This window comes from Wolbachia endosymbiont (group A) of Sympetrum striolatum (assembly GCF_947250715.1).
Lineage (GTDB): Bacteria > Pseudomonadota > Alphaproteobacteria > Rickettsiales > Anaplasmataceae > Wolbachia.
Map to the genome: position 1 here is coordinate 787,728 of NZ_OX366342.1, position 20,960 is coordinate 808,687.

The 20,960-nt window shown below is 35.9% G+C and carries 21 protein-coding genes and 1 pseudogene; 9 read left to right on the forward strand and 13 right to left on the reverse strand.

What is annotated here, in order from left to right; translation table 11 throughout:
* Nucleotides 1-134: 134 nt before the first annotated feature.
* Nucleotides 135-1,226 carry a Fic family protein gene (locus tag OOK87_RS03880; protein WP_264688113.1) on the reverse strand — a complete coding sequence of 364 codons (1,092 nt, stop codon included), beginning with the start codon at nucleotides 1,224-1,226 and terminating at the stop codon, nucleotides 135-137.
* Between the two features lie 334 nt (nucleotides 1,227-1,560).
* On the opposite strand from OOK87_RS03880, the gene OOK87_RS03885 reads away from it, so the two are divergent.
* The 4 genes from OOK87_RS03885 (at nucleotide 1,561) to OOK87_RS03900 (ending at nucleotide 6,290) form a co-directional block, all read left to right on the forward strand.
* Nucleotides 1,561-2,247, forward strand: coding sequence for a TerC family protein (locus OOK87_RS03885; protein WP_253309112.1), 687 nt, complete (start codon nucleotides 1,561-1,563; stop codon nucleotides 2,245-2,247).
* A gap of 145 nt (nucleotides 2,248-2,392) precedes the next feature.
* Nucleotides 2,393-2,647: a DUF1016 N-terminal domain-containing protein gene (locus OOK87_RS03890; protein ID WP_264688114.1), complete on the forward strand. Its 255-nt coding sequence runs from the start codon at nucleotides 2,393-2,395 to the stop codon at nucleotides 2,645-2,647.
* A gap of 16 nt (nucleotides 2,648-2,663) precedes the next feature.
* The gene (locus OOK87_RS03895) at nucleotides 2,664-5,180 is read left to right on the forward strand and encodes a J domain-containing protein (RefSeq protein WP_264688115.1); all 2,517 of its coding nucleotides are present in this window, start codon (nucleotides 2,664-2,666) and stop codon (nucleotides 5,178-5,180) included.
* Between the two features lie 372 nt (nucleotides 5,181-5,552).
* On the forward strand, nucleotides 5,553-6,290 hold the full coding sequence (locus OOK87_RS03900; RefSeq protein ID WP_264688116.1) for a latrotoxin-related protein: 738 nt from the start codon (nucleotides 5,553-5,555) through the stop codon (nucleotides 6,288-6,290).
* Between the two features lie 81 nt (nucleotides 6,291-6,371).
* On the opposite strand, the gene OOK87_RS03905 is transcribed toward OOK87_RS03900, so the two are convergent.
* From OOK87_RS03905 to ltrA, 9 genes and pseudogenes are all read right to left on the reverse strand, one after another.
* A complete protein-coding gene (locus OOK87_RS03905) occupies nucleotides 6,372-6,596 on the reverse strand; it encodes a hypothetical protein (RefSeq protein WP_253309107.1) in 225 nt (74 codons plus the stop codon).
* On the reverse strand, nucleotides 6,569-7,093 hold the full coding sequence (locus OOK87_RS03910) for a pyrimidine dimer DNA glycosylase/endonuclease V (RefSeq protein WP_253309106.1): 525 nt from the start codon (nucleotides 7,091-7,093) through the stop codon (nucleotides 6,569-6,571). Before OOK87_RS03910 ends, OOK87_RS03905 begins: the two co-directional genes overlap by 28 nt.
* Before the next feature lie 20 nt (nucleotides 7,094-7,113).
* The gene (locus tag OOK87_RS03915; RefSeq protein WP_264688117.1) at nucleotides 7,114-7,899 is read right to left on the reverse strand and encodes an Rpn family recombination-promoting nuclease/putative transposase; all 786 of its coding nucleotides are present in this window, start codon (nucleotides 7,897-7,899) and stop codon (nucleotides 7,114-7,116) included.
* A complete protein-coding gene (locus OOK87_RS03920; protein ID WP_309166908.1) occupies nucleotides 7,896-8,495 on the reverse strand; it encodes a group II intron maturase-specific domain-containing protein in 600 nt (199 codons plus the stop codon). Before OOK87_RS03920 ends, OOK87_RS03915 begins: the two co-directional genes overlap by 4 nt.
* 147 nt (nucleotides 8,496-8,642) lie before the next feature.
* Nucleotides 8,643-8,882 carry a reverse transcriptase N-terminal domain-containing protein gene (locus OOK87_RS03925; RefSeq protein ID WP_253309103.1) on the reverse strand — a complete coding sequence of 80 codons (240 nt, stop codon included), beginning with the start codon at nucleotides 8,880-8,882 and terminating at the stop codon, nucleotides 8,643-8,645.
* An 8-nt stretch (nucleotides 8,883-8,890) separates the two neighbouring features.
* Nucleotides 8,891-9,157: a hypothetical protein gene (locus tag OOK87_RS03930; protein ID WP_264688118.1), complete on the reverse strand. Its 267-nt coding sequence runs from the start codon at nucleotides 9,155-9,157 to the stop codon at nucleotides 8,891-8,893.
* 359 nt (nucleotides 9,158-9,516) lie between these two features.
* A pseudogene (locus OOK87_RS07345) lies at nucleotides 9,517-9,711 on the reverse strand (PD-(D/E)XK nuclease family transposase); the annotation flags it as partial.
* Nucleotides 9,712-9,879: 168 nt separating this feature from the next.
* Entirely contained in the window at nucleotides 9,880-11,673 is a 1,794-nt protein-coding gene (locus OOK87_RS03940; protein ID WP_253309139.1) for a reverse transcriptase/maturase family protein, read from the reverse strand.
* Nucleotides 11,674-12,230: 557 nt separating this feature from the next.
* A complete protein-coding gene (gene ltrA / locus OOK87_RS03945; RefSeq protein WP_253309676.1) occupies nucleotides 12,231-13,481 on the reverse strand; it encodes a group II intron reverse transcriptase/maturase in 1,251 nt (416 codons plus the stop codon).
* Between the two features lie 979 nt (nucleotides 13,482-14,460).
* Between ltrA and OOK87_RS03950 the strand changes: the two genes are divergently transcribed.
* Both OOK87_RS03950 and OOK87_RS03955 read left to right on the forward strand, forming a co-directional pair.
* Nucleotides 14,461-15,141, forward strand: a complete 681-nt coding sequence (locus tag OOK87_RS03950; protein ID WP_264688119.1) for a helix-turn-helix domain-containing protein — start codon at nucleotides 14,461-14,463, stop codon at nucleotides 15,139-15,141.
* Nucleotides 15,123-15,416: a transcriptional regulator gene (locus tag OOK87_RS03955; protein ID WP_264688120.1), complete on the forward strand. Its 294-nt coding sequence runs from the start codon at nucleotides 15,123-15,125 to the stop codon at nucleotides 15,414-15,416. Before OOK87_RS03950 ends, OOK87_RS03955 begins: the two co-directional genes overlap by 19 nt.
* A gap of 345 nt (nucleotides 15,417-15,761) precedes the next feature.
* Here the strand turns inward: OOK87_RS03955 and OOK87_RS03960 are convergent, their stop codons facing one another.
* Nucleotides 15,762-16,781 carry a leucine-rich repeat domain-containing protein gene (locus OOK87_RS03960; RefSeq protein ID WP_264688121.1) on the reverse strand — a complete coding sequence of 340 codons (1,020 nt, stop codon included), beginning with the start codon at nucleotides 16,779-16,781 and terminating at the stop codon, nucleotides 15,762-15,764.
* Nucleotides 16,782-17,301: 520 nt separating this feature from the next.
* Between OOK87_RS03960 and OOK87_RS03965 the strand changes: the two genes are divergently transcribed.
* Nucleotides 17,302-17,574, forward strand: coding sequence for a hypothetical protein (locus tag OOK87_RS03965; protein WP_264329155.1), 273 nt, complete (start codon nucleotides 17,302-17,304; stop codon nucleotides 17,572-17,574).
* Nucleotides 17,575-17,663: 89 nt separating this feature from the next.
* Here the strand turns inward: OOK87_RS03965 and OOK87_RS03970 are convergent, their stop codons facing one another.
* Nucleotides 17,664-18,485 (reverse strand): uracil-DNA glycosylase, encoded by an 822-nt coding sequence (locus OOK87_RS03970; RefSeq protein ID WP_253309680.1) that lies wholly within the window; start codon nucleotides 18,483-18,485, stop codon nucleotides 17,664-17,666.
* On the reverse strand, nucleotides 18,475-19,014 hold the full coding sequence (gene def, locus OOK87_RS03975; RefSeq protein WP_253309681.1) for a peptide deformylase: 540 nt from the start codon (nucleotides 19,012-19,014) through the stop codon (nucleotides 18,475-18,477). Before def ends, OOK87_RS03970 begins: the two co-directional genes overlap by 11 nt.
* 137 nt (nucleotides 19,015-19,151) lie before the next feature.
* Between def and ftsA the strand changes: the two genes are divergently transcribed.
* Together ftsA and OOK87_RS03985 are read left to right on the forward strand one after the other, a co-directional pair.
* Complete coding sequence (ftsA, locus tag OOK87_RS03980) at nucleotides 19,152-20,390, forward strand: cell division protein FtsA (RefSeq protein WP_264688122.1); 1,239 nt, start codon at nucleotides 19,152-19,154, stop codon at nucleotides 20,388-20,390.
* A gap of 137 nt (nucleotides 20,391-20,527) precedes the next feature.
* Nucleotides 20,528-20,833 carry a nucleoside triphosphate pyrophosphohydrolase gene (locus tag OOK87_RS03985; RefSeq protein WP_264688123.1) on the forward strand — a complete coding sequence of 102 codons (306 nt, stop codon included), beginning with the start codon at nucleotides 20,528-20,530 and terminating at the stop codon, nucleotides 20,831-20,833.
* The last annotated feature ends 127 nt before the right edge of the window (nucleotides 20,834-20,960 follow it).

The following is a 20,960-nucleotide window of genomic DNA, read 5'->3' on the forward strand; positions in this document are numbered from 1 at the left end:
TCCTGCTAAAAGTCAAGCAATTAATTAATAAGTTAATATAATTCTCCAAAAGGAGCTCCTTACTTTTTGTTCAGCATGTCCATTGGATCAGACTCTTTAAGCTTGCTGTTTGCTGAATTTATTCATCACAATAGCTACAATGTGCTATCGAAGTTCTCTGTAATCTTAGTTGGTTCTTCTAGAATATTCAAAATATCAGTTGCACAATAAACCCGATCTCTCTTTCCTTGAGAAGTTTGTGAAACGATGCCTAAATCTTCAAGCTTTACGATTGCTCTTTGGGCTGTTGTAAATACGACACCTAAGTTTTCAACCACTTTCCTTATAGTAAAGTAAGGGTTTACAGCGAGATACCTTACAATACCACTCGCAACTCCCTCAGTTTTAGAACTAACTTCAGTTTGCCAATTTGCAATCAAAATGTTAATTCGTTCTGCTCTTGACAATGCATCCAATGATTGCAGTACTACACCATTTAAGAAATAAGAGAACCAATCATGCCACGTGCCTCTGTTGCTTATATTGTAAAGTTGGTCATAATACTCACTTTTTGTAGCTTCAAAAAATGCACTTAAGTATAACAGAGGTAATGGTAATAATTTTCTTTCGATCAGAAGTAATGTTATTAATAAACGTCCAATACGTCCATTGCCGTCCAAGAATGGGTGAATCGCTTTAAATTGATAATGACATAGAGCTATATGTATAAGTGGGGGTAATGTTCTATCATGTAAAAATTTTTCAAAAGAGTCCAAGCAACCCATCAATTCACCTGGCATTGGTGGCACATATTTTGCTGTGTCTATTGTACATCCTGGGCTTCCAATCCAATTTTGCACTCGGCGAAATTCTCCTGGAGTTGCGTGAGAACCTCTTACACCTTGCATAAGTTTTCCGTGAATTTCTTTAACCAACTGAAGCGACAGTGGAAAAGATTGTAAACGTTTTAGTCCATAATCGAGCGCTGATATATAATTGCGTACTTCTTGTAAATCATCGGGATTGCGATCTACATTAGCACCTGCTTCTTGAGCCAAAATTTCACCAAGAGTTGCTTGAGTTCCCTCGATTCTACTTGAAAGAACTGCTTCACGTGCTATAAAGGGTCGTATGAGAAGATGAGGGTTAGGCAATTTAGCCCTTTCCCTGGATAACATACCCAAAATATGATCTGCTCTGGAAAGACTATTAACTAAATCATTGTCCCATTCAAATTTTGGTGGCAAGGGGTTAGGTATAAATGCCTGATAACCAGCGAATACTTTGCCTGATGGTGATCCTTTAATATATATTCATTCAACCTAGTACACTATTTTTATAGTATATATTATTTTCAAATAAAGTCAAAAATGAAAATAAGGCTTTATCTTATTTGCGTGCATGAAAATAAGAAACTCTCTTATTGTCGATTTTGCTCAAAAACAAAAATAGAAGAAGCTGCTGAACTTTATATTAGCAATTATCCTGTTTTTCTGGAGAGCTGCTATAAAACTTCTGAGTGAAGTCACTTAATTTTTACACATCTATTGTAGAGTAAGAAGAGCCGAATTTGGGACAAAAATGCTAGCTGATGCTTGGACTTTACTGACACTTACACTACTTGAAACTATACTTAGTGTAGACAATTTAATCTTTATTTCTCTAGCAATAGATAAGGTACCAAATGCGCTGAGAGAAAGAGTGCGCCTTATGGGCCTTGGATTAGCGCTATTAATGCGTTTTGTAATACTATTTTTTACATCATCTATATTGTCAATGCAAAAACCTATATTTCACACTGCATCGCTAAATATTTCAGCAAGGGATTTACTTATGATCGCAGGGGGATTATTCCTTATTGTTAAAAGCTCTATGGAGTTATGGGATGACATCTTTGTATGTAAGAAAAATAAAAAGAAAGCAAACGTTAAATCAAAATTTTTTTTAGTTGTGCTACAAATTATATTAATAGATTTAGTTTTTTCAGTTGATTCGATATTAACTGCTATAGCATTAACTTATAACATGATAATAATTGCTACAGCATTTACATTTTCCATGCTAGCAATGCTGTTTTTATCAAGTTATACCGCCCAGTTAATCAAATCTAACCCAGGTTTAAAAGTAATTGCTATCTTATTTATTTTACTTGTCGGTGTGTACCTCATACTTCATGGATTTCATATAGAATTACCAAAAGGATATTTGTATTCTTCATTTATGTTTGCACTGCTTGTGGAAGTTATAAGCAAAATAAAGAAAACGTAGTGTGTAGATATAGCCTCACTCAAGCGAGATTTTCCTGTGGATTTAAGGTAATAAGAGGAAGTAGTAATGTTTTTTCGGGGTGAAAGTAACCTCTTGCATACATAAGTTTTTGTGCCATAATGGTTCTTTATTGAAAATAGCGTTGATGGATATCACTACTAGCTTATTAGGGGATATTAGTAATTTAATAGATAGAGCAAAGAATCATCTTGCTACACATTTCAATTCTACTCTAGTATTGTTAAATTGGGAAATTGGCTTCAGAATTGGTCAAGATATCTTAAAGCACAAACGTGCAGACTATGGCAAACGAATCATCTCCCAACTTGCAAAAGAACTTCAGATTAAATATGGACGTGGGTTTGATAGAGCTTCATTGTTTCGGATGGTGCAAATATAGGAATGGGGAGAAATTGATGAAACATGCATCCAGTTTGCCTGAGTGGCAAAAAAATGTTGTTGAGTTCTTATCTAGTCGTAGAAAGTATCGGTTATTTGGATGGGAGTTTGGTCCAATTTTATTTGATGAGTTATATAGGATAAGGGATTATCGCACAGACTATATAAGAGTTGGAGCTTTTTTCACTCCTATAGTTGCTTTTTCTGCTGGGCTTGTTTCATTTGTATCAACACGCAGGGTATATCTTGCTGCAGTAGTAACTTCTAGCCTAATAGTACTAGGGATTATAACTACACTTGCCGTTGACTATCAAATGACAAAAAGAAAGGCTGGGGTGGTAAGCCAAGAGGATTGTGTTAAATTGCTGAAAGCACTAGAGAGAATGCCGCAGTATTGTTGGTGGCCATGGAGTAAACAGATAGAGGATATTACGATCACTAAAGAACAAATAAATAGAGCAGTGAACTACAATGATTACTCGATTGCTTCACGCTTAATCTATTCCTTATTTACTAACGTTGCGTTGCATCAACTTTACGTTGCAAGGCTAAGTTATCTTTATAGTTATCATAAACTTGGAGGGAAAATGGTATTAGGGTTTGATATAATAGGTTCATGTAAAAAATTACTACAAAGCAACAATCTTATTTCTAGTGATGAAAAAGTACCTGAAACTGCACAGGAAGCATATAGGGAAGAAAATAGGTTAGAAGAGGCAAGTAGGATTGATAAATTAGTCAGGACCATATGTAGAGTTGATAACAAAGAATTGAGTTTAAGTCAGGCACTTGATTTATTGCAAAAAAAGTGGATGCCATTTTATCTTGATAAAAGCTTGGGTGGAGTGAGAAAAAAAACAAAGAGTGAAGAGGAACATAACAAATATTTTGAAAGTCTTATTAAACAATTTAGGAACTTATCATTAAAGCACCATCCAGACAAGGGAAAAGTTAAAGATGAAGAAATGCAAAAAATAATTAACCAGACTACAAAAGCTCTGAGGAATATACATTCATACATCATGCAGGATGAGACGTTTATTCTCAATAAAGACTGTTACTTATTGTATGGAATGTATAACCGCATACCATTAAGCACATTAAGTAGTGATGAAAAAGATATATCTAGAGTAGTAAAGGTGTCGTCCATAGATGGAATGTCTGATTTGTTTGAGTTGAGTCGCTTGGCTGATCAGGAAGAAGAATTTTTGATGAGGGCAAGAAATAGGTACTTAAAAGATGCAAAGGCATCTGTTGAATTCCTTTGTGAAAAGTTGTTGGCAATAAAGAACATAACATATAAAGAAATTGAGTCTTTAAGCAACGTTATAGAAGTAAGATGGAAGGAGTTTGATAGTGCTTATAATGGGTATGTGGAGGAATATTATAAACGTTGGGTAGATTACTTAGAGTCTTTGAATGCTCGTTGTGAAAAATCTGAGTTGCTTGAGGTAATAAAGGAAGCAGTAGAAAAGTTCTTAAAAGAGAGCAAGGAACAATATGAAATGCTAGTAGGGCAATCTTATGGCGTGAATCCAGATGAGAATTTTGTACTACCTATGTTAGACTATTTTACTTTGATGGAAGCATACTATAAGTTTGCTACTAAACTACTTAAGGACAAAAAGAATTGCTATAGTCTTCAGGGTTATCGTTTCGACTCAGATGCTCTTGATAAGATAAGTTCCATACTGAAAGAAAGTAAAGATAGCAAGGAAGTTTTGAAAGAAAAAAGCAAAGAAGAGGTAGAGGGTGAATCATCGCATGAAGAGAGAATAGAGAAGAAAAATCAATTATCTTATAAAGATAACATAAAGGAGGATAAGTTATCCTACAGAGAATTACTATTTCATACAAGAGCTATGGTAAATTCCTATGTTAAGAATGATGATAATGAATTAAATGAAGAGGTAAAGAGATCCTATAAGGAATCGAAGGTAGGTAAAGTACCGACTAAAGAAGAAATAGGAAATGTAATAGTATTCATGTTAAAACGCTTAGAGGAATTATTGAGTAATAGATTTCAAAGCAAGAAAACAGCTTTCCAAAGGCAAAGAGAAGAATCTAAGCAATTGAAAGAAGAACGAGAGAAATCAGAAGAAGAATTAAGACAAGCAAAACACAAAGCAGAACTTACTGAGGAGGTAAGTGATCTTTTTACGAAAAGGTTATCTGACTTCAACATGGATAGTAAATTAGGGAAAGCAATATTGAAAGATCAAAGAAAGATTAAACGGAAGATTGTGAAGTGTATTATGGAGTACAACTTTTCTCTAGAGCAGGTGCTAGGTGCAATAATGGAAGGAATAAAGTTTAATGAAGAACGAGTTGTAAGAGAAGGCGCTGTTAGTGATGAATTGATAGAAGTAGTTATAAGAAACTTTTTGACTATTAATGAAATAGTTGAAGAAATGGTAGAGAAGGTAGTAATAGAAGTTGATAACAGTACTGTTTTGCAAGATATGCAGGCGCCAAGCTCTGTATTTAACAATGTAACTAATGAACCAATTGCAGGACCTTCTTGTAGGAGATAAGAGTTTTAAAGTTTGTGAAAAACTTGGATTTGTGGCTATTATTTTGTATGCTCTTTTTATCATAAAAAGTATTACTTTTATAAAAACACAAGTCCCTTTAGCGTCACAAAAAATTTGTTCATTTACTTTTCCAAAAATCACAAAAAAGTACCTACCTTTGTGAGAACAATTTAAATAAAAGCAGCGTTGTGAAAATAAAAACGCAAAATTGTTGCAACAAAGCCAAACAAATTAGTTCATATCTAAAATGTGGCAAAAGTAGGTTAATATAGCTGACTTTATAGTATAGTAGAATTATTATATAGAAAAGTTCGAACGTATTGTTTGGTAAAGGAAAGAAACTACAAAACAATTCAAGTAGCAAACTCTTCGATGGAAGTAGAGAATGGGAACCGTAGCCGTCGTTCTATCAATCAACCTTATTTAAAACCACTTTTGTTCCAGATCCGAGGTTGGTTTGTAAACATAATGAGTCGATTATCTTTTCAAAGCGTTTCCAACAAGCAGACTCTATTATCAGCGCCTTTAGTAAATAAAGAATTTGTAAAAGGAATTGACGATAAAACTAAAGTGGTGCCAGACATTAGAAGCATTTCAGCACAATCTGATATAAATGGAAGAATACTATTAGCTGATATGTTGCTGGCCAAGAGAGGTAAAAGACAAATGTATACTTCTTCAGCAGATAAACAGATTTCTTTGCAAGAGGCACAAGGCTATTCATTAAATATCGTAGATAAGTTTGAAGCAGAACTAAAACAAGCAGCTTTTCGTTGTGGTATATCGGTACAACAATTAAAAATTAATTTTCAAGAAGTACAATTAAGTGTACTTAAGAAAGTCATAGCGGGAAACTATCATGAAATCTCAGGTATGCTGTACTCATATGCAGAAAAAGCTTGTCCAGCATTAGAGCAAAAGGAGAAATTCTCAATGTCTTTTAAAGGTAAAATCGAGCAAATGTTGCAGAAAGAAATGATGCCTTTACTGGACAAAGCAAATGTTGATCCTTCATCAGTAAGTACTAATAAAGCTGTAGCTCTATCTGGTCCTAGAACCAATTTAAATAACGTATCAATTACAACTAATTCTACTGAATTGATCAGATAGAGCCTGAGTGAAGGAAGGAGCAGGTGTTTGCATTTTTTGTGGCTACTTGCTCCTACTGTTTCTCTAACTAATGTTGATTGATCAGAAAGTCTGTTTGATTTCGTCAAGGGAAAGTCCGGTGATTTCAGCTATAACATCTATAGAGACAACGGCCTTAAGTGAATTTTTTGCCACTGCTATTTTAGCTTTCATTTCACCTTTTTCTTCGCCGATTAGGATGCCTTTTTCATGTCCGATTTGGATGGCTTCTCTATTTATGAGCTGTATTAGCTGTGGTATTACGTAGCAGGATTTCCTATTATCCAATCTGGTGCTCCTCTGCCATTTTCCCACTTAGCAAATCTCATCTTTTCCTTGAGATAATATCTCCTATAAGCTTCCACAGAACTGCTGCATTTATACTGATCCGGCAGTGCTTGTATAAAAGCTTGCATATCAGTTGATCGAAAAATGAGTAAATCCTTATTACTATCACACCAATTTATTACTTCCTCTGATTTATGCTTTCTTTTGTATCGCCAAGTGTACTCTTTACATAATTCTCTTCCGTACTCTATCAACCAACAAAAATTCCCTTTCGATTGCCTAGCCCACAAAGAACAAGGATGATTGTTGTGAGTCAGTTTATATGGGACTTCTATATTCTGATTTATGATACTGACAAAAGGATTTGGCACTTTCAATGCTGTTGAAAAAACATTACTCAATAATTGAGCAGTTTCTAATGGCATTTTTACTATATGCTTATCACATAACATTTGAGCCGCAATTGCTGGGTTTTCATCTAGTATAAAGATGTTCATCTATACACCCAAAGATAGTATTAGCTTAAGTCTTTGACTTCGTTAACTGTAAGACCAGTAGTTTGAGCTATAATATCAATAGAAACCCCTGCTTTAAGTAGATTCTTTGCAACTGCTATTTTAGCTTTCATTTCACCTTTTTCTTCGCCGATTTGGATGCCCTCTTGTCTACCTTCTTGTCTACCTTCTTGTTTAGCATCATCGAGTTTTTGAGCGAGGACAGCCTGTTCATCAAGAATACGTTTTATTTCCTGTTCGTAGGCAATAAATTCTTTCTCTGACCAATTGAATCTATTTAGCTCTTCATAGGCCTTTTTAATTATTACATCACTACCTATTATTTTTTCCAGCTCTTCTTCACTAGTCTCATCTGCATATTTAAAGAAGTATATCCATTTTTCAACTATATTTTCTAACTGATCTTCTTTTGTTTTCGGAAATTTTGGCAATTCAATAAATATAAAATAAAAATCTTTTAGATCGTGTTCATTAGTGTCTTCATCTCGAATAGTATGCTTTGATTTGTACTCAGATTTATTAGGAAACAGTACACAATCTGCTATAGCAATGAAGATAATTTCCTTAAGGTCATGGTATTGATCGCCCTTGTCAGCCTGTCTTGAATAGGCTTTGGCAGCATAGTATTGGGCACGTTTTTCAAAGCCTTTAGTTTTAGCGACCTGGTTAGGTAAGGAAGTAGTATTACTACTACTCCCTCCCTTAGAAACGCAGCATGCAGGTTTCCCAGCACTGCGCTTGAGCCCCTTATCTAAGTTCTTCTTTTCTCGAACCGGCTTGTCTTTCATGATTCCTCGGAAAACAGCATCTTTAGTGGTGACACTAACAGTAGAGAACCTTCTCTTGAGAAAGAGCTTGCTAACATTCTTGTTCGTTTCACTCTTTTATCAAAATACTTTTTCCATTTTAAGTCAAGTGGATTTGCATCCGCCCTGATTTTAATATGACGTCTAATAGGAATATCGCTTAGTTTGAGTAAGCTCATAAACCTTATTTCCTTTGGTTTGTTCTTGCATACAGAAGTAGCAAAGACCCATTGACGATGATTCGTTACTTTGAAGTAGCGATTCTTTATCCAACGTAACCCTTTACGGGGATGTCTTTTCTTTGCCCATTTCCATAAACTATGCCAAATTTCATTGTCGATCTTACTAAACGCTTTTTTAGCACACACATGACGGTAATAGTTTCCCCATCCTCTTAGTAGAGGATTGAGTGATTTAATTACTACAGCTTGTGAACTACCTATATTTGCTTTTATTAATGCACGCGCTTTTTTAAGAAACCTCTTAACACTTTCCTTCGAAGGCGTAATAATTAATTTCTTGCTGTATCTACGTACATTACAACCGAGAAAATCGAACCCTTTTGTAATAGGCTCTATCTTTTATCGTGGGTATTCCAAGAGGTCTTCTTTTGCCATTAGATTTACTGATATAAATTCGTTTTAGCGGAGAAGGTTTATACCCTCTTTGTTTTAACTGCTTTATTCCTTGAAATTTAGCATTGTAAGTTGACCATAGTTGACGATCTACACCTGCTGTGTTTTTCCTTGGTTTTCAGTTACTCTTTTAATGGCTAAAGCTTTTCCACTAAAAGAGCGTGTTAAGAGATGTTGTAAAGATTTTACCTTACTCCATCTTCCTTCTTGAACAGCCTTAACAATACGCCTTTGTAGCCTCATAACAACCTTTTGGCATTTCTTCCATGGCAACTGGTTCCATGCTTCGGAGCTGTTGGTAGGTGCACTTACAGTTTTACTTGTAATCATCTGCTTTCCTACCTTAAGTGGTTGACAAAGTTTCTTGTCACGAGGGACCAAATGGAAGTCTGCTCGTTTTCACGCGAATTAATGTTACAAATTCTATCCATTTCGTTACAAAATGGCATTCGCTTTCTCCATTTTCCTTTACCTGCATTTTCATCAGCGTTCCTTGCGGTTTGCTTGCCATATAGGCGGAAATACAGGCTTACCCTGTTCCTTCTTTCATACAACAGTGGGTTAGGTGACTTCTCTATACCGGTGGAGTTATTATTTGCGTACATCTAGAGATGAAAAATGTAACTTATCCACATTACCTTTTGGTCAGAGCTTATCAGCATCTTTAGCTCTTCAATTTTTACGATACTTACGAAGCTTCACTTACGTTCACCATACCACTAGCCTAGCCCTCCAACCACATGATGCTTGTAGTTTATGCTCCTCTTACGATTACGCATCTTCTTTTTTCAAGAGGAGGTTCATTGTCCGCATCGCTCGGCACCAACCGGTTACCCGATTCGCACTGATGCGTAGACTCAGATGGCAAAACATCTGGTTTAATAAGTTTTAGAACTCTTTCAGTTTCTTTCTGAAGGAATTCCTCTCCCTTTAAACAATATGACCGAAGACTTTCAGGTCGCACCATCTCGCAAATGTATTGAGCACCTGTAGAATCTCTACAGAGAACATCAACAATACTTTGCTTTTTAGCGGCGATATCAGGGTCTTGAATAGTACTTAAAAACTCTATATCCTGTATTGCATTTTTGCCAGCAAAACCCAGAATATCATTGAGGAAGTGAATAAGGATACCTTTATTTTTTTCAGTACCAAAGATACGGCGAAATGCGAGGAGAGTAGACCAGGAAAACTTCCTTCCTGGCCCCTCGCAGAACCCTACGTGAGGTAGAGTGGGCAGCCAGCGAGTTACTTGTTAAGTACTTTTCCAACAACCCCTCTCCGAACCACGCATGATAGTTTCCGTATCACGTGGCTCTCCAATAATCTAACGTTTTAAGGAGTCACCATCATATTTTCCATATTGGATTTTCTTATGGCATTCATGACAAACAACAAGAGTCTTCCTCTGTCGTTCAATCATTCTCTTTTTCCATTTCGGTAGCTCAGTATTACGTTTACCTAGCAAATCAGCAAGTTTACGTACGTGATGTACTTCAATCTGCTCTTGTGATTTACATAATTCACAAGTTTGTGCCAATAGTCTTTGCTCTATTTCACTACGCTTATTCCATATTGGTATAAGGTTATCACTTATACTTACCCATTTATTCCATTTTAGTGACACAGCACCAAAGTGTGTAATTAATGGTATCTTTGATGGTAAACGATCTACTCTGACTTGGATGACTTTTCGTTTTTCACCTTCGTCGTTTTCAATCATTGCACCAAATTTTCTATAAATTTTCCTGCAAGTTGTTTTGTATTTAGATGCTAAAGTCTTTACTAATGATACTTCCATCACATACTTCAAATAACTTAGTGTGTGAAGGTTGTAGGCCATTTTGTAATATTGTACAATTCCTCGATATTCAGTTTGATACTGAGCAACAATACTGTAAGCTGTATCAAGTGTACGTTGAGGTAAATGTATAGGCTTTCCACAACGCATATATTCAGAACACTTTTTCTGCTTTATATGATGTGGTACACGTAACCCAATACTACCGTTAATACATCGTTGTGTCCGATGATCATGTTTATCATCTGCATGCAAGACGTGTATTTTATAACCTAAAAAATTGGCTTTGCTATCACACGCGTGTGTAATAAGCGTTTTATCTTCATTAAGCATAAGTTTGAGCTCCTCATTGAGGAATTTAGCAATCTCATTTTTAATTTGTTCAGCTTCATTTTTTGGTCCTGCAAACCCTACCAGAATATCATCAGCATACCTAACATACCAAAGACGTCGATAATTTAGATCACAAGAATCCTTAGATGGCATACCCTGCACTAATTGACGCAGTTGTTTTGCTTGATCCCAGTTCCCTTGTTTTCTCATCATCGATACTTGCATGGTTAACCTTAAATATTTTGGATTTGTCTTTCTTCGCTTACCTCGGTTATTTGCTGGTATTAGTATATGTTCCACATGTTTATCTAACCGATCGAGTAATATGTTACTCAAAATTGGACCAATAATAGAACCTTGTGGTACCCCACTATGACTCTTATTGTACTTCCAATTTTCCATATATCCTGCTTTTAGCAGTCGATTGATTAGCTGAATAAAACGGTTATCTTGGAAGCTTTCACTCAGTATTTTCAACAACATAGTATGATCAATTGAGTCATAACATGCACTGAGATCTCCCTCTATAAACCATTTTGTACCTCTGCCTTTTTGCATTACTGCTCTTAATGCAGTGTGGCATCCACGCTTTGGTCGAAATCCATGTGAACATTCACTAAATTTAGGCTCATAGTAGGCTTCCAATATTAATCGGATTACTTCTTGAAGTAACTTATTTGACCATGTTGGCAATCCTAACGGCCTGCGTTTACCACTCTTCTTTAAAATATAGATACGTTTTACTGGTGTCCACCGATATCGCTCATAGCGTAAATCCTCTATGATTTTATCGATTTTCTCCAAAGACATACCATCAACTGTTTCAGTTGTCACACCTTCTGTCATAGCACCTTTATTACGACAAAGTTTGCCATACGCTCGAAGGTAAAGATCACGCTGATAAAGTAGGCGATATACGTTTTTAACCGGCAAATTTCTTTGTCCACGTTCACGTATAATGTTAAGTATTGTTTCAGCTTTCCGCATCTTGCGTACCTCCCAATTTCAACATTCAATTATCTGTCACCCTTTGCCCTGTATGTGGCTTTCCCACGCTCCCCGGTGATTCGTTACTTTCACGACTACTACGATGACTCCGTAACCATAGAACTCGCGTTCCTTAGGTCATCCCATGTTCCGTCACTAAGAACTGTTCTAGATCAACTTAGGTTTTCCATTCATCCTCTTAAATAAGTTCACTACTTATCGTTCTACAGCCAGAATGTCACACAAACGAAAGTTTAATCTGTGCTTACCGTAGACATGGGGTTTTAAATGCGATACCCATGGATGTGAAGTCCCACCCCTGAAGATTAGAATTCAAGCAGTTTAGCTTTAACCATATTGATCAGGTGTTGCAAGCCGTTATCTTACACATCTTCAGATAACTCTCGCTTTACATACATGCTCTTGTCCTCCTTCCCTTTCGGGTTAAAGTTAGTTGTTCACCTCGAGGCCATTTATTCTGAACCCCGCTTAGCTCTGCTAAGTATTTCTTAATGCGTACCACGGCGCACCCTCGCGTCTCATAAAGCTCCCACTAGTCATTGCCCTAACCCTATACTTAATTTCCAGTGCACAAAAAGATTTGGTCTACTCTTTGCGATTCTTTCTAGTAACTTAGCTGCTTTGGTTTTATGCCTACTCAGCTTCTTGTACTTTGTCTGAAACCACTTTCTGAGTTTCCTATTAAACATTCTTATTATGTCCTCTAGCGCAGTTATGTGATACTTCCCGTAATAGTTAAACCAACCCCTTAGAATTGGATTACATATTCGTGATATATCTTCTATTTCCAAGTTTGTTCTTCTAGCAAATTTCCAGCCTCTAATTTCTTTCTTCATCTTTCTCAGACTTTCTTTACTTACGGTTGGAGTAAAACTTACAAATAGACTACCATCTTTTCTATTTCTTACAAGCCTTTTGCGAAATTCATATCCTAGGAATGTAAATGACACATTCTCATGACTATCCTTTCGTTTTCCATCTTGACAGTAGATGATTTTGGTCTTTGTATGTTTTATTTCCAGCTTGCAAGTCTTCAGTCTCTGCTCAAGTTGACTTAAAATTAGTTGTGCTTGGATCTTGCTTACACAATGTATAACACCATCATCAGCATATCTTGCCCACTTTACACTTGGATATTTTCTTCTCATCCACACATCAAAGCTGTAGTGCATGAATAGGTTACTTAAGATAGGACTAACTACACCTCCCTGCGGCACTCCGCTGAGACGCTTTATCTTTGTTCCATCTTCAAGTTGTATATCTGCACTTAGCCATCTTTGTATGTATAAGAGAACCCATTTGTTTGTAGTGTGCTTTCTGACTGCTTTCATCAGTAGATTGTGGTCTATGTTATCATACATTCCCTTGATGTCAAACTCTATTAACCAATTTTGGTCGAAGCATCGCTTCCTGGTTTGTCCTATGGCATCTAATGCTGATTTATTTGGCCTATAACCATATGAATCCTCATCAAATACCTTCTCAAGTTCTGGTTCTAAAACACTTCTTACAACTTCCTGTGCTATACGATCCGAGACAGTTGGTATTCCAAGTGTCCTTGTCCCTCCATCTGCCTTGGTTATATCACAAGCCTTAACTGCAGGTGGAAAATAACTACCAGATGATAGCCTATTCCATAGCCTGTAAAGGTTCTTGCTTAAGTCTTGATCAAACTTTTCAATTGTTAGATCATCAATACCTGCTCCTCCTCTGTTTTCTTTCACTCTTTTATAAGCCATAAACACTAGAGATTTCGGTATATCAAAAGGCTTTGTTCGTTCAATCATTTTCATCCTCCTTCAAGTTGAATGATTTACTAAAGTCGACTAGTTCAACCCCTTCGCTCCATGGTCATTACAACCACTTCTTCACTACTACGAGTTGATCCGCCCCAGTGATTTGTATCGCTACTCTAAAGCTTGAGGATTTGCCTCTTGCTTGTCTCGCTTTGCATCAAATCGACTGGTTCCTGCAGTTCCTTATTAAAGCCCAGATCAGACTCACGCCACCTTTATGCCGAACACCGCCTACACAGTAATCAGGTTCCCTGTACGCTTTTAAGAGGAGAACAACTCACTCCTCCTTTCGATGTTCACTTCCCTTTTCGACACGTTCATCAGTGGTTCACTTACGTTCGCCTTTCTGATCCACACCTTCCAGCTCTTACGCTGATTTTTCCTTAACGCTTATGACCCTATCTCTTAAATAGAGCCACTTAAGGTGGTTTGAAACCTGCTCCTGAAAACCGATTTCGAAGGACCTTCCTTCATCTTCAATAAAGCTTCTCACAGACATTACCCTGTTTGTTGCTGCAGCACACCATCATTCTTTGGATCGAGAAACTTCGAAAGAGCCATAACGAACTAACCTAAAAAGCATTAATAATTATACACAATTCTGAAAAAATATTCAACTTCTTTATTTTTAGTTTATTTTTTTAAGTTTTGAATGCGTTGATGAAAAAAATGTCTCCCATAGGTGGCTTTAGAATACTACTACGCACCTTAGAGGTCCTTTTGTAGATCTTTTTATACCCCCCTCATAAAGCGCCTAAAAACCCCGGCAAATGAATTCATGGATTTAGTAGCTATAAAGAGCTTTAAAAATACTTATTTTTGGTGTGAGAGCCTAATAAAATACGAGCCAAAAGCTCAAACCTACCATCGAGCTCTCACATCTTTCATAATAAAGAGCTTGAAGTCAACATTTTCATAGTAAATTTATGCTAACCTGTGTAATAATGTGTAGTTTATTTCTGTTAGCGGCATGGCAAAACGTACTACTATCTCCATAAGGTACAAAATAGCACAAAATATAAGAAGCTGGATATTAAAGCGAAAATATACCCAAAAAGATTTAGCAAATAAAACAGGTATAGAATACTATACGCTGCTAAGGTATGTAAAAGGAAAATGTGGCATTCCAACTGAAAAGTTAAAACGTATAGCAAAGGCATTGTCAGTTCCTATTAGTAATCTACTTCCTCCACCAAGAGAAGACAGTTGTTTTGATAAAGATAAGGCGCAAGAGACGTACGATTTCATGGGAAAATACATGAAAACAAAGGGGAGAGAACCGCGCAAGGCAATTAATCCATTAACCAAATTTATTCGAGCTCAAGAGGAAAGTGATGTAAAAGCAGCAAGAATAAGAATGGCAAAAAATATGCTCGAGTTAGAATTTGATGCTGATATTATCTACCGAGCAACAGGCTTATCAACAAATGAATATAATAATAAAGAGCTAGTTGTCTGTAAGCGTTACAAGGAAGGACAAGAGATGAAGAAATGGAGGATAATAAGAGAATATACTCAAGAGGAATTGGCAAAAGAGCTAGGTGTAGCACGTTCACAAATACATAACTATGAACAAGGGAAGAGTACCTTTTTAAGCGAGGTGGCGTGTAAAGTTGCAGAAATATATTATCAGTGGATGCTGAAGATCTAATAACGGAAGAAGATTACTATGAAGGTGAAGACGAGGAAGCGGAAAATGAGCTATTAAGTTTGACGAGAGAATTCAAAAGAATTGATAATCAGGAATCAAGAGATGAACTGAACATACTAATAGAATTTTTGTCCGAAAGAAGGCAAATCTACAGAGAAAAGATCGACAAAGCAGAAGGGATAAAAGTAGCAAATAATCTACTTATACTAGGTATTTCTGTTGATGCTATTTCTTCAATAACTGGCTTATCTAGAAAACCCATATATACCTCCTAGTCTAAAAAGTACAATATATGAAAACAATATGGTAAAAATACAAACATTATTTCGTATGTCAAGTTTTTTTTACTTCAGAATATCAGAACCAATCATAAGTTATTCCTAATCTTAAAAAGCAACTAGAAATGGGAATTAATTTGGGAAAGTGTTGAAAAAAAAAGTACATAAATCTTCAAAGAAATGTATCTTTAGGTACTACATGCTTGTTTGACTGCTTTAATTCTTTCTAAAAACGCGAAACTATCATTGCTAGTATGTGTCTAAATAGGATGAAAATAGGCCAACATATTGGACTTTAGGTTACTTAAAGCTTGTGCATATGCTGATAATTTGAATCAAGATTTAAGAATACACTGGCGATTTATTGTGCCCAGTAGTCCATACACTAGAAAGGACGCTCTTAACAGCATCACACGTACCTATATCGGGATCTTCTTGCTTTTCCTCACTAACTCTCTCGCAAAACTTTCCAACACCATAACCTACTAATGCACCAATTACTGCAGCTACAAGAAACACCGCAACAGCACCAACAGGAGTTAAAGTAGCAGCTCCTGCAAGATATGCTATGCTCAAACCTAAAAACAAACCAATTGCTATACCGCCACAAACATAGTATTTGTTGTTGTTTTTAGATTTTATTTGTAATTTAGGGTGTCTTTTAAAACATATCCCGCAATGTATAAGATTAGCTAACTCATTTGCACCTTCATCACCAATGTTGTTATCAGATAATTCAAGTTTAGTAAGATTCGTAAGACTAGCTAAAGCTTTTGCACCTTCATCACCAATGTTGTTATCAGATAATTCAAGTTTAGTAAGATTCGTAAGACTAGCTAAAGCTTTTGCACCTTCATCACCAATTTTGTTACTACCTAACCAAAGCCATTCAAGATTTGTAAAATTACCTTCAGCTAATCCTTTTGCACCTTCATCACCAATTTTGTTATCAGATAATTCAAGTGTAGTAAGATTTGTAAAATTACCTTCAGCTAACCCTTTTGCACCTTCATCACCAATATTGTTACATGTCAAATCAAGTGTAGTAAGGTTTGTAAGACTAGCTAAAGCTTTTGCACCTTCATCACCAATATTGTTATCAGATAATTCAAGTTTAGTAAGGTTTGTAAGACTAGCTAAAGCTTTTGCACCTTCATTGCCAATATTGTTATATTTCAAATCAAGTGTAGTAAGATTTGTAAGATTAGCTAAAGCTTTTGCACCTTCATTGCCAATTTCTGCTCTGTGCAAACTAAGTTTTGTAACGTCTGTTCTATTTTGTAAAAAGCTTACTAGTTCACTTACGTTTACGGCGCAATGACAATAAAGGACACCGTACTTAACATGTTCATTAAAATCCATTTCTTCTCCTTACTAAAATTATCATATAAATATTTTAGCCAGTATTTCAGTGATTGTCAATTTTGTTAACAAATTACGTGAAAATTTGTAGAAAATACCAGACTCTGTAGCGTCACAAAAAATTTGTTCATTTACTTTTTCTAAAACCGCAAAAAAGTACGTATCTTTGTGAGAGCTTGTTTGGTAAAAATAAGGTTGTGAAAATAGAAGGTTGAAATTGTTGCAACGAAGTTAAGCAAATTGGTTCGTATATAAATATGGTAAAAGTAGGCCAATATAGCTAGTTTTGTGGTATAGTAAAATTATTACAAGAAAAGTTCGAACGTGTCATTTGGAAAAGAAGATCATTAGAGGGAAAAGAGGAGCTTGATGATTTGGAAGAGAGCTTAATTGATGAAAGATAGCGCTATGTGTTTCCAAAATTGTGCATAAAAGTAAAACAAAACGAAGGTTAACAGTTGCGTCTTTTTCGCAAGAATAGCTGATAAATGGATTTATGGAAAAAAGGAGTGCCTGAACTATGAAAACATTTACAGGAGAAACTATGAGAAAAAGAACATTAACTGTTACCTGTCGATATGAGCCTGATGAGTTAGCAGATAAACGCTTATCGGATGTATACGGGCAACTGATAGAGAGATTGATAAAGAGAAAAAAAGAAAATAGAGAGAAAGAAACAAATGAAAGTAGTGAGTTTATATGCGAGAGTGTCATCGTGCAAAAAATTAAGCATAGTACGACAAATACAAGTTTTCTTGTCGTTTTAATCTGCACAGATTGCGAAGTTAAATGAAATAGCTTCAGTTTCATGATAAGGGGGCTGACGAAACTTGTCAAGTAAGTTTTTTCCTTTCTGCGGGCTACTTCTTGACACCAGTGGTGTTAAGTATTCGTACAGTTATTGGTATTATTAAGATACTCCCTAATCTTCTTTAAATCCTCCCAGGCTAAACGTTTTTGCATTGGCTGACGCAGTAGGTAAGCTGGGTGAAATATAGCAGCTGTAGTGATTGAGTGAGATAAATATTGGTTAGTGTACGTATGAAATCTACCACGCAAATTCGATATAGTTTTTGTGCTGTCAAGAAGGCTATAACACGCAATTCCCCCGACCAAAATTAGAATTTGCGGTGAAACCAGTGCAACATGCTTCTCAACAAATGGTCTGCACATATCAAGCTCTAGGTCGGTTGGCTTTCTATTGCCAGGTGGGCGCCAAAATACGGTATTGCTTATGTATACCTTAGTGCGATCAAGATTGATTGCATTTAACATTTTATCGAGCAACATTCCACTTGCACCACAAAATGGTATGCCTTGAAGGTCTTCATTTGCTCCTGGAGCTTCACCAACGAGCATAATTTTTGCGTTTGGATTACCATCGGAAAAAACAGTATTAGTTGCAGTTTTTTTTATCTCACAACCTTCAAATGATTCAACTGCACTTCTTAGTTCATCCACACTACTACATTTACTTGCAAGTTTCCTTGCTTCAATTATCCAATCACTTGGAAACATGTCTTTTCCATCTTTAGTGTCACCCCAGCGCGTATCTGCATCTTTCTTCTGGGTCCCAGTTTGGATAACAGAGGGTTGCACACCCTCTTTGCTCTCCAACTTTTTTTCCTCTTCACCCTCTGTTAGTGTGCAATCAACGCCCACTTCATGGTAAAATTTTAATAATTCTAGGTCTTCATTGCTCATAATGCTTTTTAACCTTTTGTGCTTTTTTCATGGCCATATCATACTTTAATTTAGATAAATGTCTAATATATAATATGCCATTTAAGTGATCTAGCTCATGCTGAATACACCTTGCGAGCCAGCCGCAAGCTTTTAGCGTCTGTTCCTCATTATTTAAATCCTTATATTTCACAGTCAAATATTTTGGACGCTTAATTTCATAGCTTTGCTCTGGAATTGAAAGGCACCCTTCTTTGAGAATTACTTGTTCATCGGATAATTCCGTAATTTCAGGGTTAATCATGTAAAATTTGCCAGTCGATTCATACCCTACTGGCTCGTCTTCAGCTCGAGAGAGCTGAATGTCCATAACAAAAACTCTCCTCAGCACTCCAACTTGCACTGCAGCAAGGCCAAGACCTTCTGCATCGTACACAGTTTCGAACATGTCGTTTACTAATTCTTTAATTTTATCGTTTATATCTGTTACTTCACTGGCACGTGTGATTAGTCTTTCATCAGGGGCAATTACAATTGGTAATATGGACATAAAAATTATAATTCTATGTTTTGCTTTTCCTTTTGTCCAGAATTTAGTGTATATTAAAATGTTGCTATATCTATAATAGAAATATAAATATTAAAGAAAGCTACAATTTAAATGAAATTGCGTAATAAGGTTAACTAATGTACTCTGCAGTAATAGCAAAACCAAAGAGAAACGTTTTTGCTGTTTTAGACATAGGTACAACAAAGATTATTTGTCTAATCGTTAAAATAAATGGCAACTTCAGCTATAAAGTGACAGGAACGGGCCATAAGATTGCAGAAGGTGTAAACGGTGGGTCGATAACTAATGTAAAACACGCAAATTACTCCATCTCATCAACTATAGGTTTAGCTGAGCAAGTGTCAGAGGAAACTATAGACCAGATATATGTGAACATTGCTGGATGTGGCATCTCATCTTTTAATGTACATAATGAAATTATTGCAGCTAATCATGAAATTTCTGACCGGGATATAAAACGTGTAGTTTTTCAGACGTTTGAGAAATATATTGAAGAAAATGTTATCATTCACAATATACCACTGAAATATCACTTAGATGACATGACTGACATAAAAGAAGTTGGTGGATTGTACGGAAAAAGACTATCTGCTGATGTTAATGTTGTCACTGCTTCGCGTCCAGCGCTTACCAATATTGAAAACTGTATTACCAATAATGGTGGATTAAATATGGCAGGTTGTATTGCTTCTGCATATTCTGCAGGTCTTGCCTGTCTGAGTGAAGATGAAAAAGAGCTCGGGACTGCTATTGTTGATATAGGCGGTGGGTGCACTGCAATTGGAATTTTCAAAAGAGGGAAACTTGTGTATGCAAGCAGCGTTCCAATTGGTGGCGTTCATATCACTCGAGATATTGCTTACGGGCTATGCACAAGCATAGAACGTGCAGAGTATATAAAAATACTGTATGGTAGCACTATCGTAACTTCAATAGATGAGAACGAATATATTACAGTCCAAAATAGTGAAAATGATGAACCTACTCAAGTATTCAAATCTGAGCTTATTAACATCATAAGACCAAGAGTTGAAGAAATACTTGAAATGGTAAGAGAGCAATTTCAAGAGCAGAAAGATCCAATTAATAAAGTAGTGATCACAGGTGGAACTAGTCAACTCACAAGCATGAAGGAAATTGCAGGCTATATATTCAATAAGCAAGTTCGAATTGGGTGCCCTGAGTCTTGTAGCGGTCTTGATGGCGAATATGATAAAAATCCTGTATTTTCTGCTGCTATAGGTTCTATAAAGCTAATAGTTGAAACTTTTTATAAGAATAACTCTGGAATGCTCGGTCAAGATGGTAAAATAAGTAAGTTGTACCATTGGGTTAAATCAAAAGTTACAGTTTAATTTTACTGAATGAAATTCTTATATCTGTCAAAGGAAACATTATGAATAAAAAACATTGTTTCAAAATTAATAAACTTGTTCGTGATCATACAACTGAAATTATACGTTCCCATGGAATTATTGTTTATGAGAGGGTGATGGAAAAAGATGAATACATTGAACGTCTCAAAGATAAACTTTTAGAAGAAGTAAAGGAAGTTATTGCCTCTAAAACCTCAGATGAAAACCTTGAAGAGTTAGCTGATTTACTTGAGGTCATACATGCATTAGGCAAAGAAAGTGGACTATCTATAGAACAAATTGAAGAAAAGCGTATCTCTAAAAAACAAGAGAGAGGTGGTTTTGAGAATCGTATCTACAATACTTACATTGAGGTGAATTCTAATAGCATCGATTACTATCACAAAAAACCTTCAGATTATCCTGAGATAGTAGTTGTATAGTTCAGATTATTAAATAGACTTCTTGCTTGACCACCTTTCATACAAATGACTTGACACTAGGATCCATAGGGCTTATTTTCATAATACGTAAAGTTATTACATTTATGTACTTGCAAGTAAGCGTACC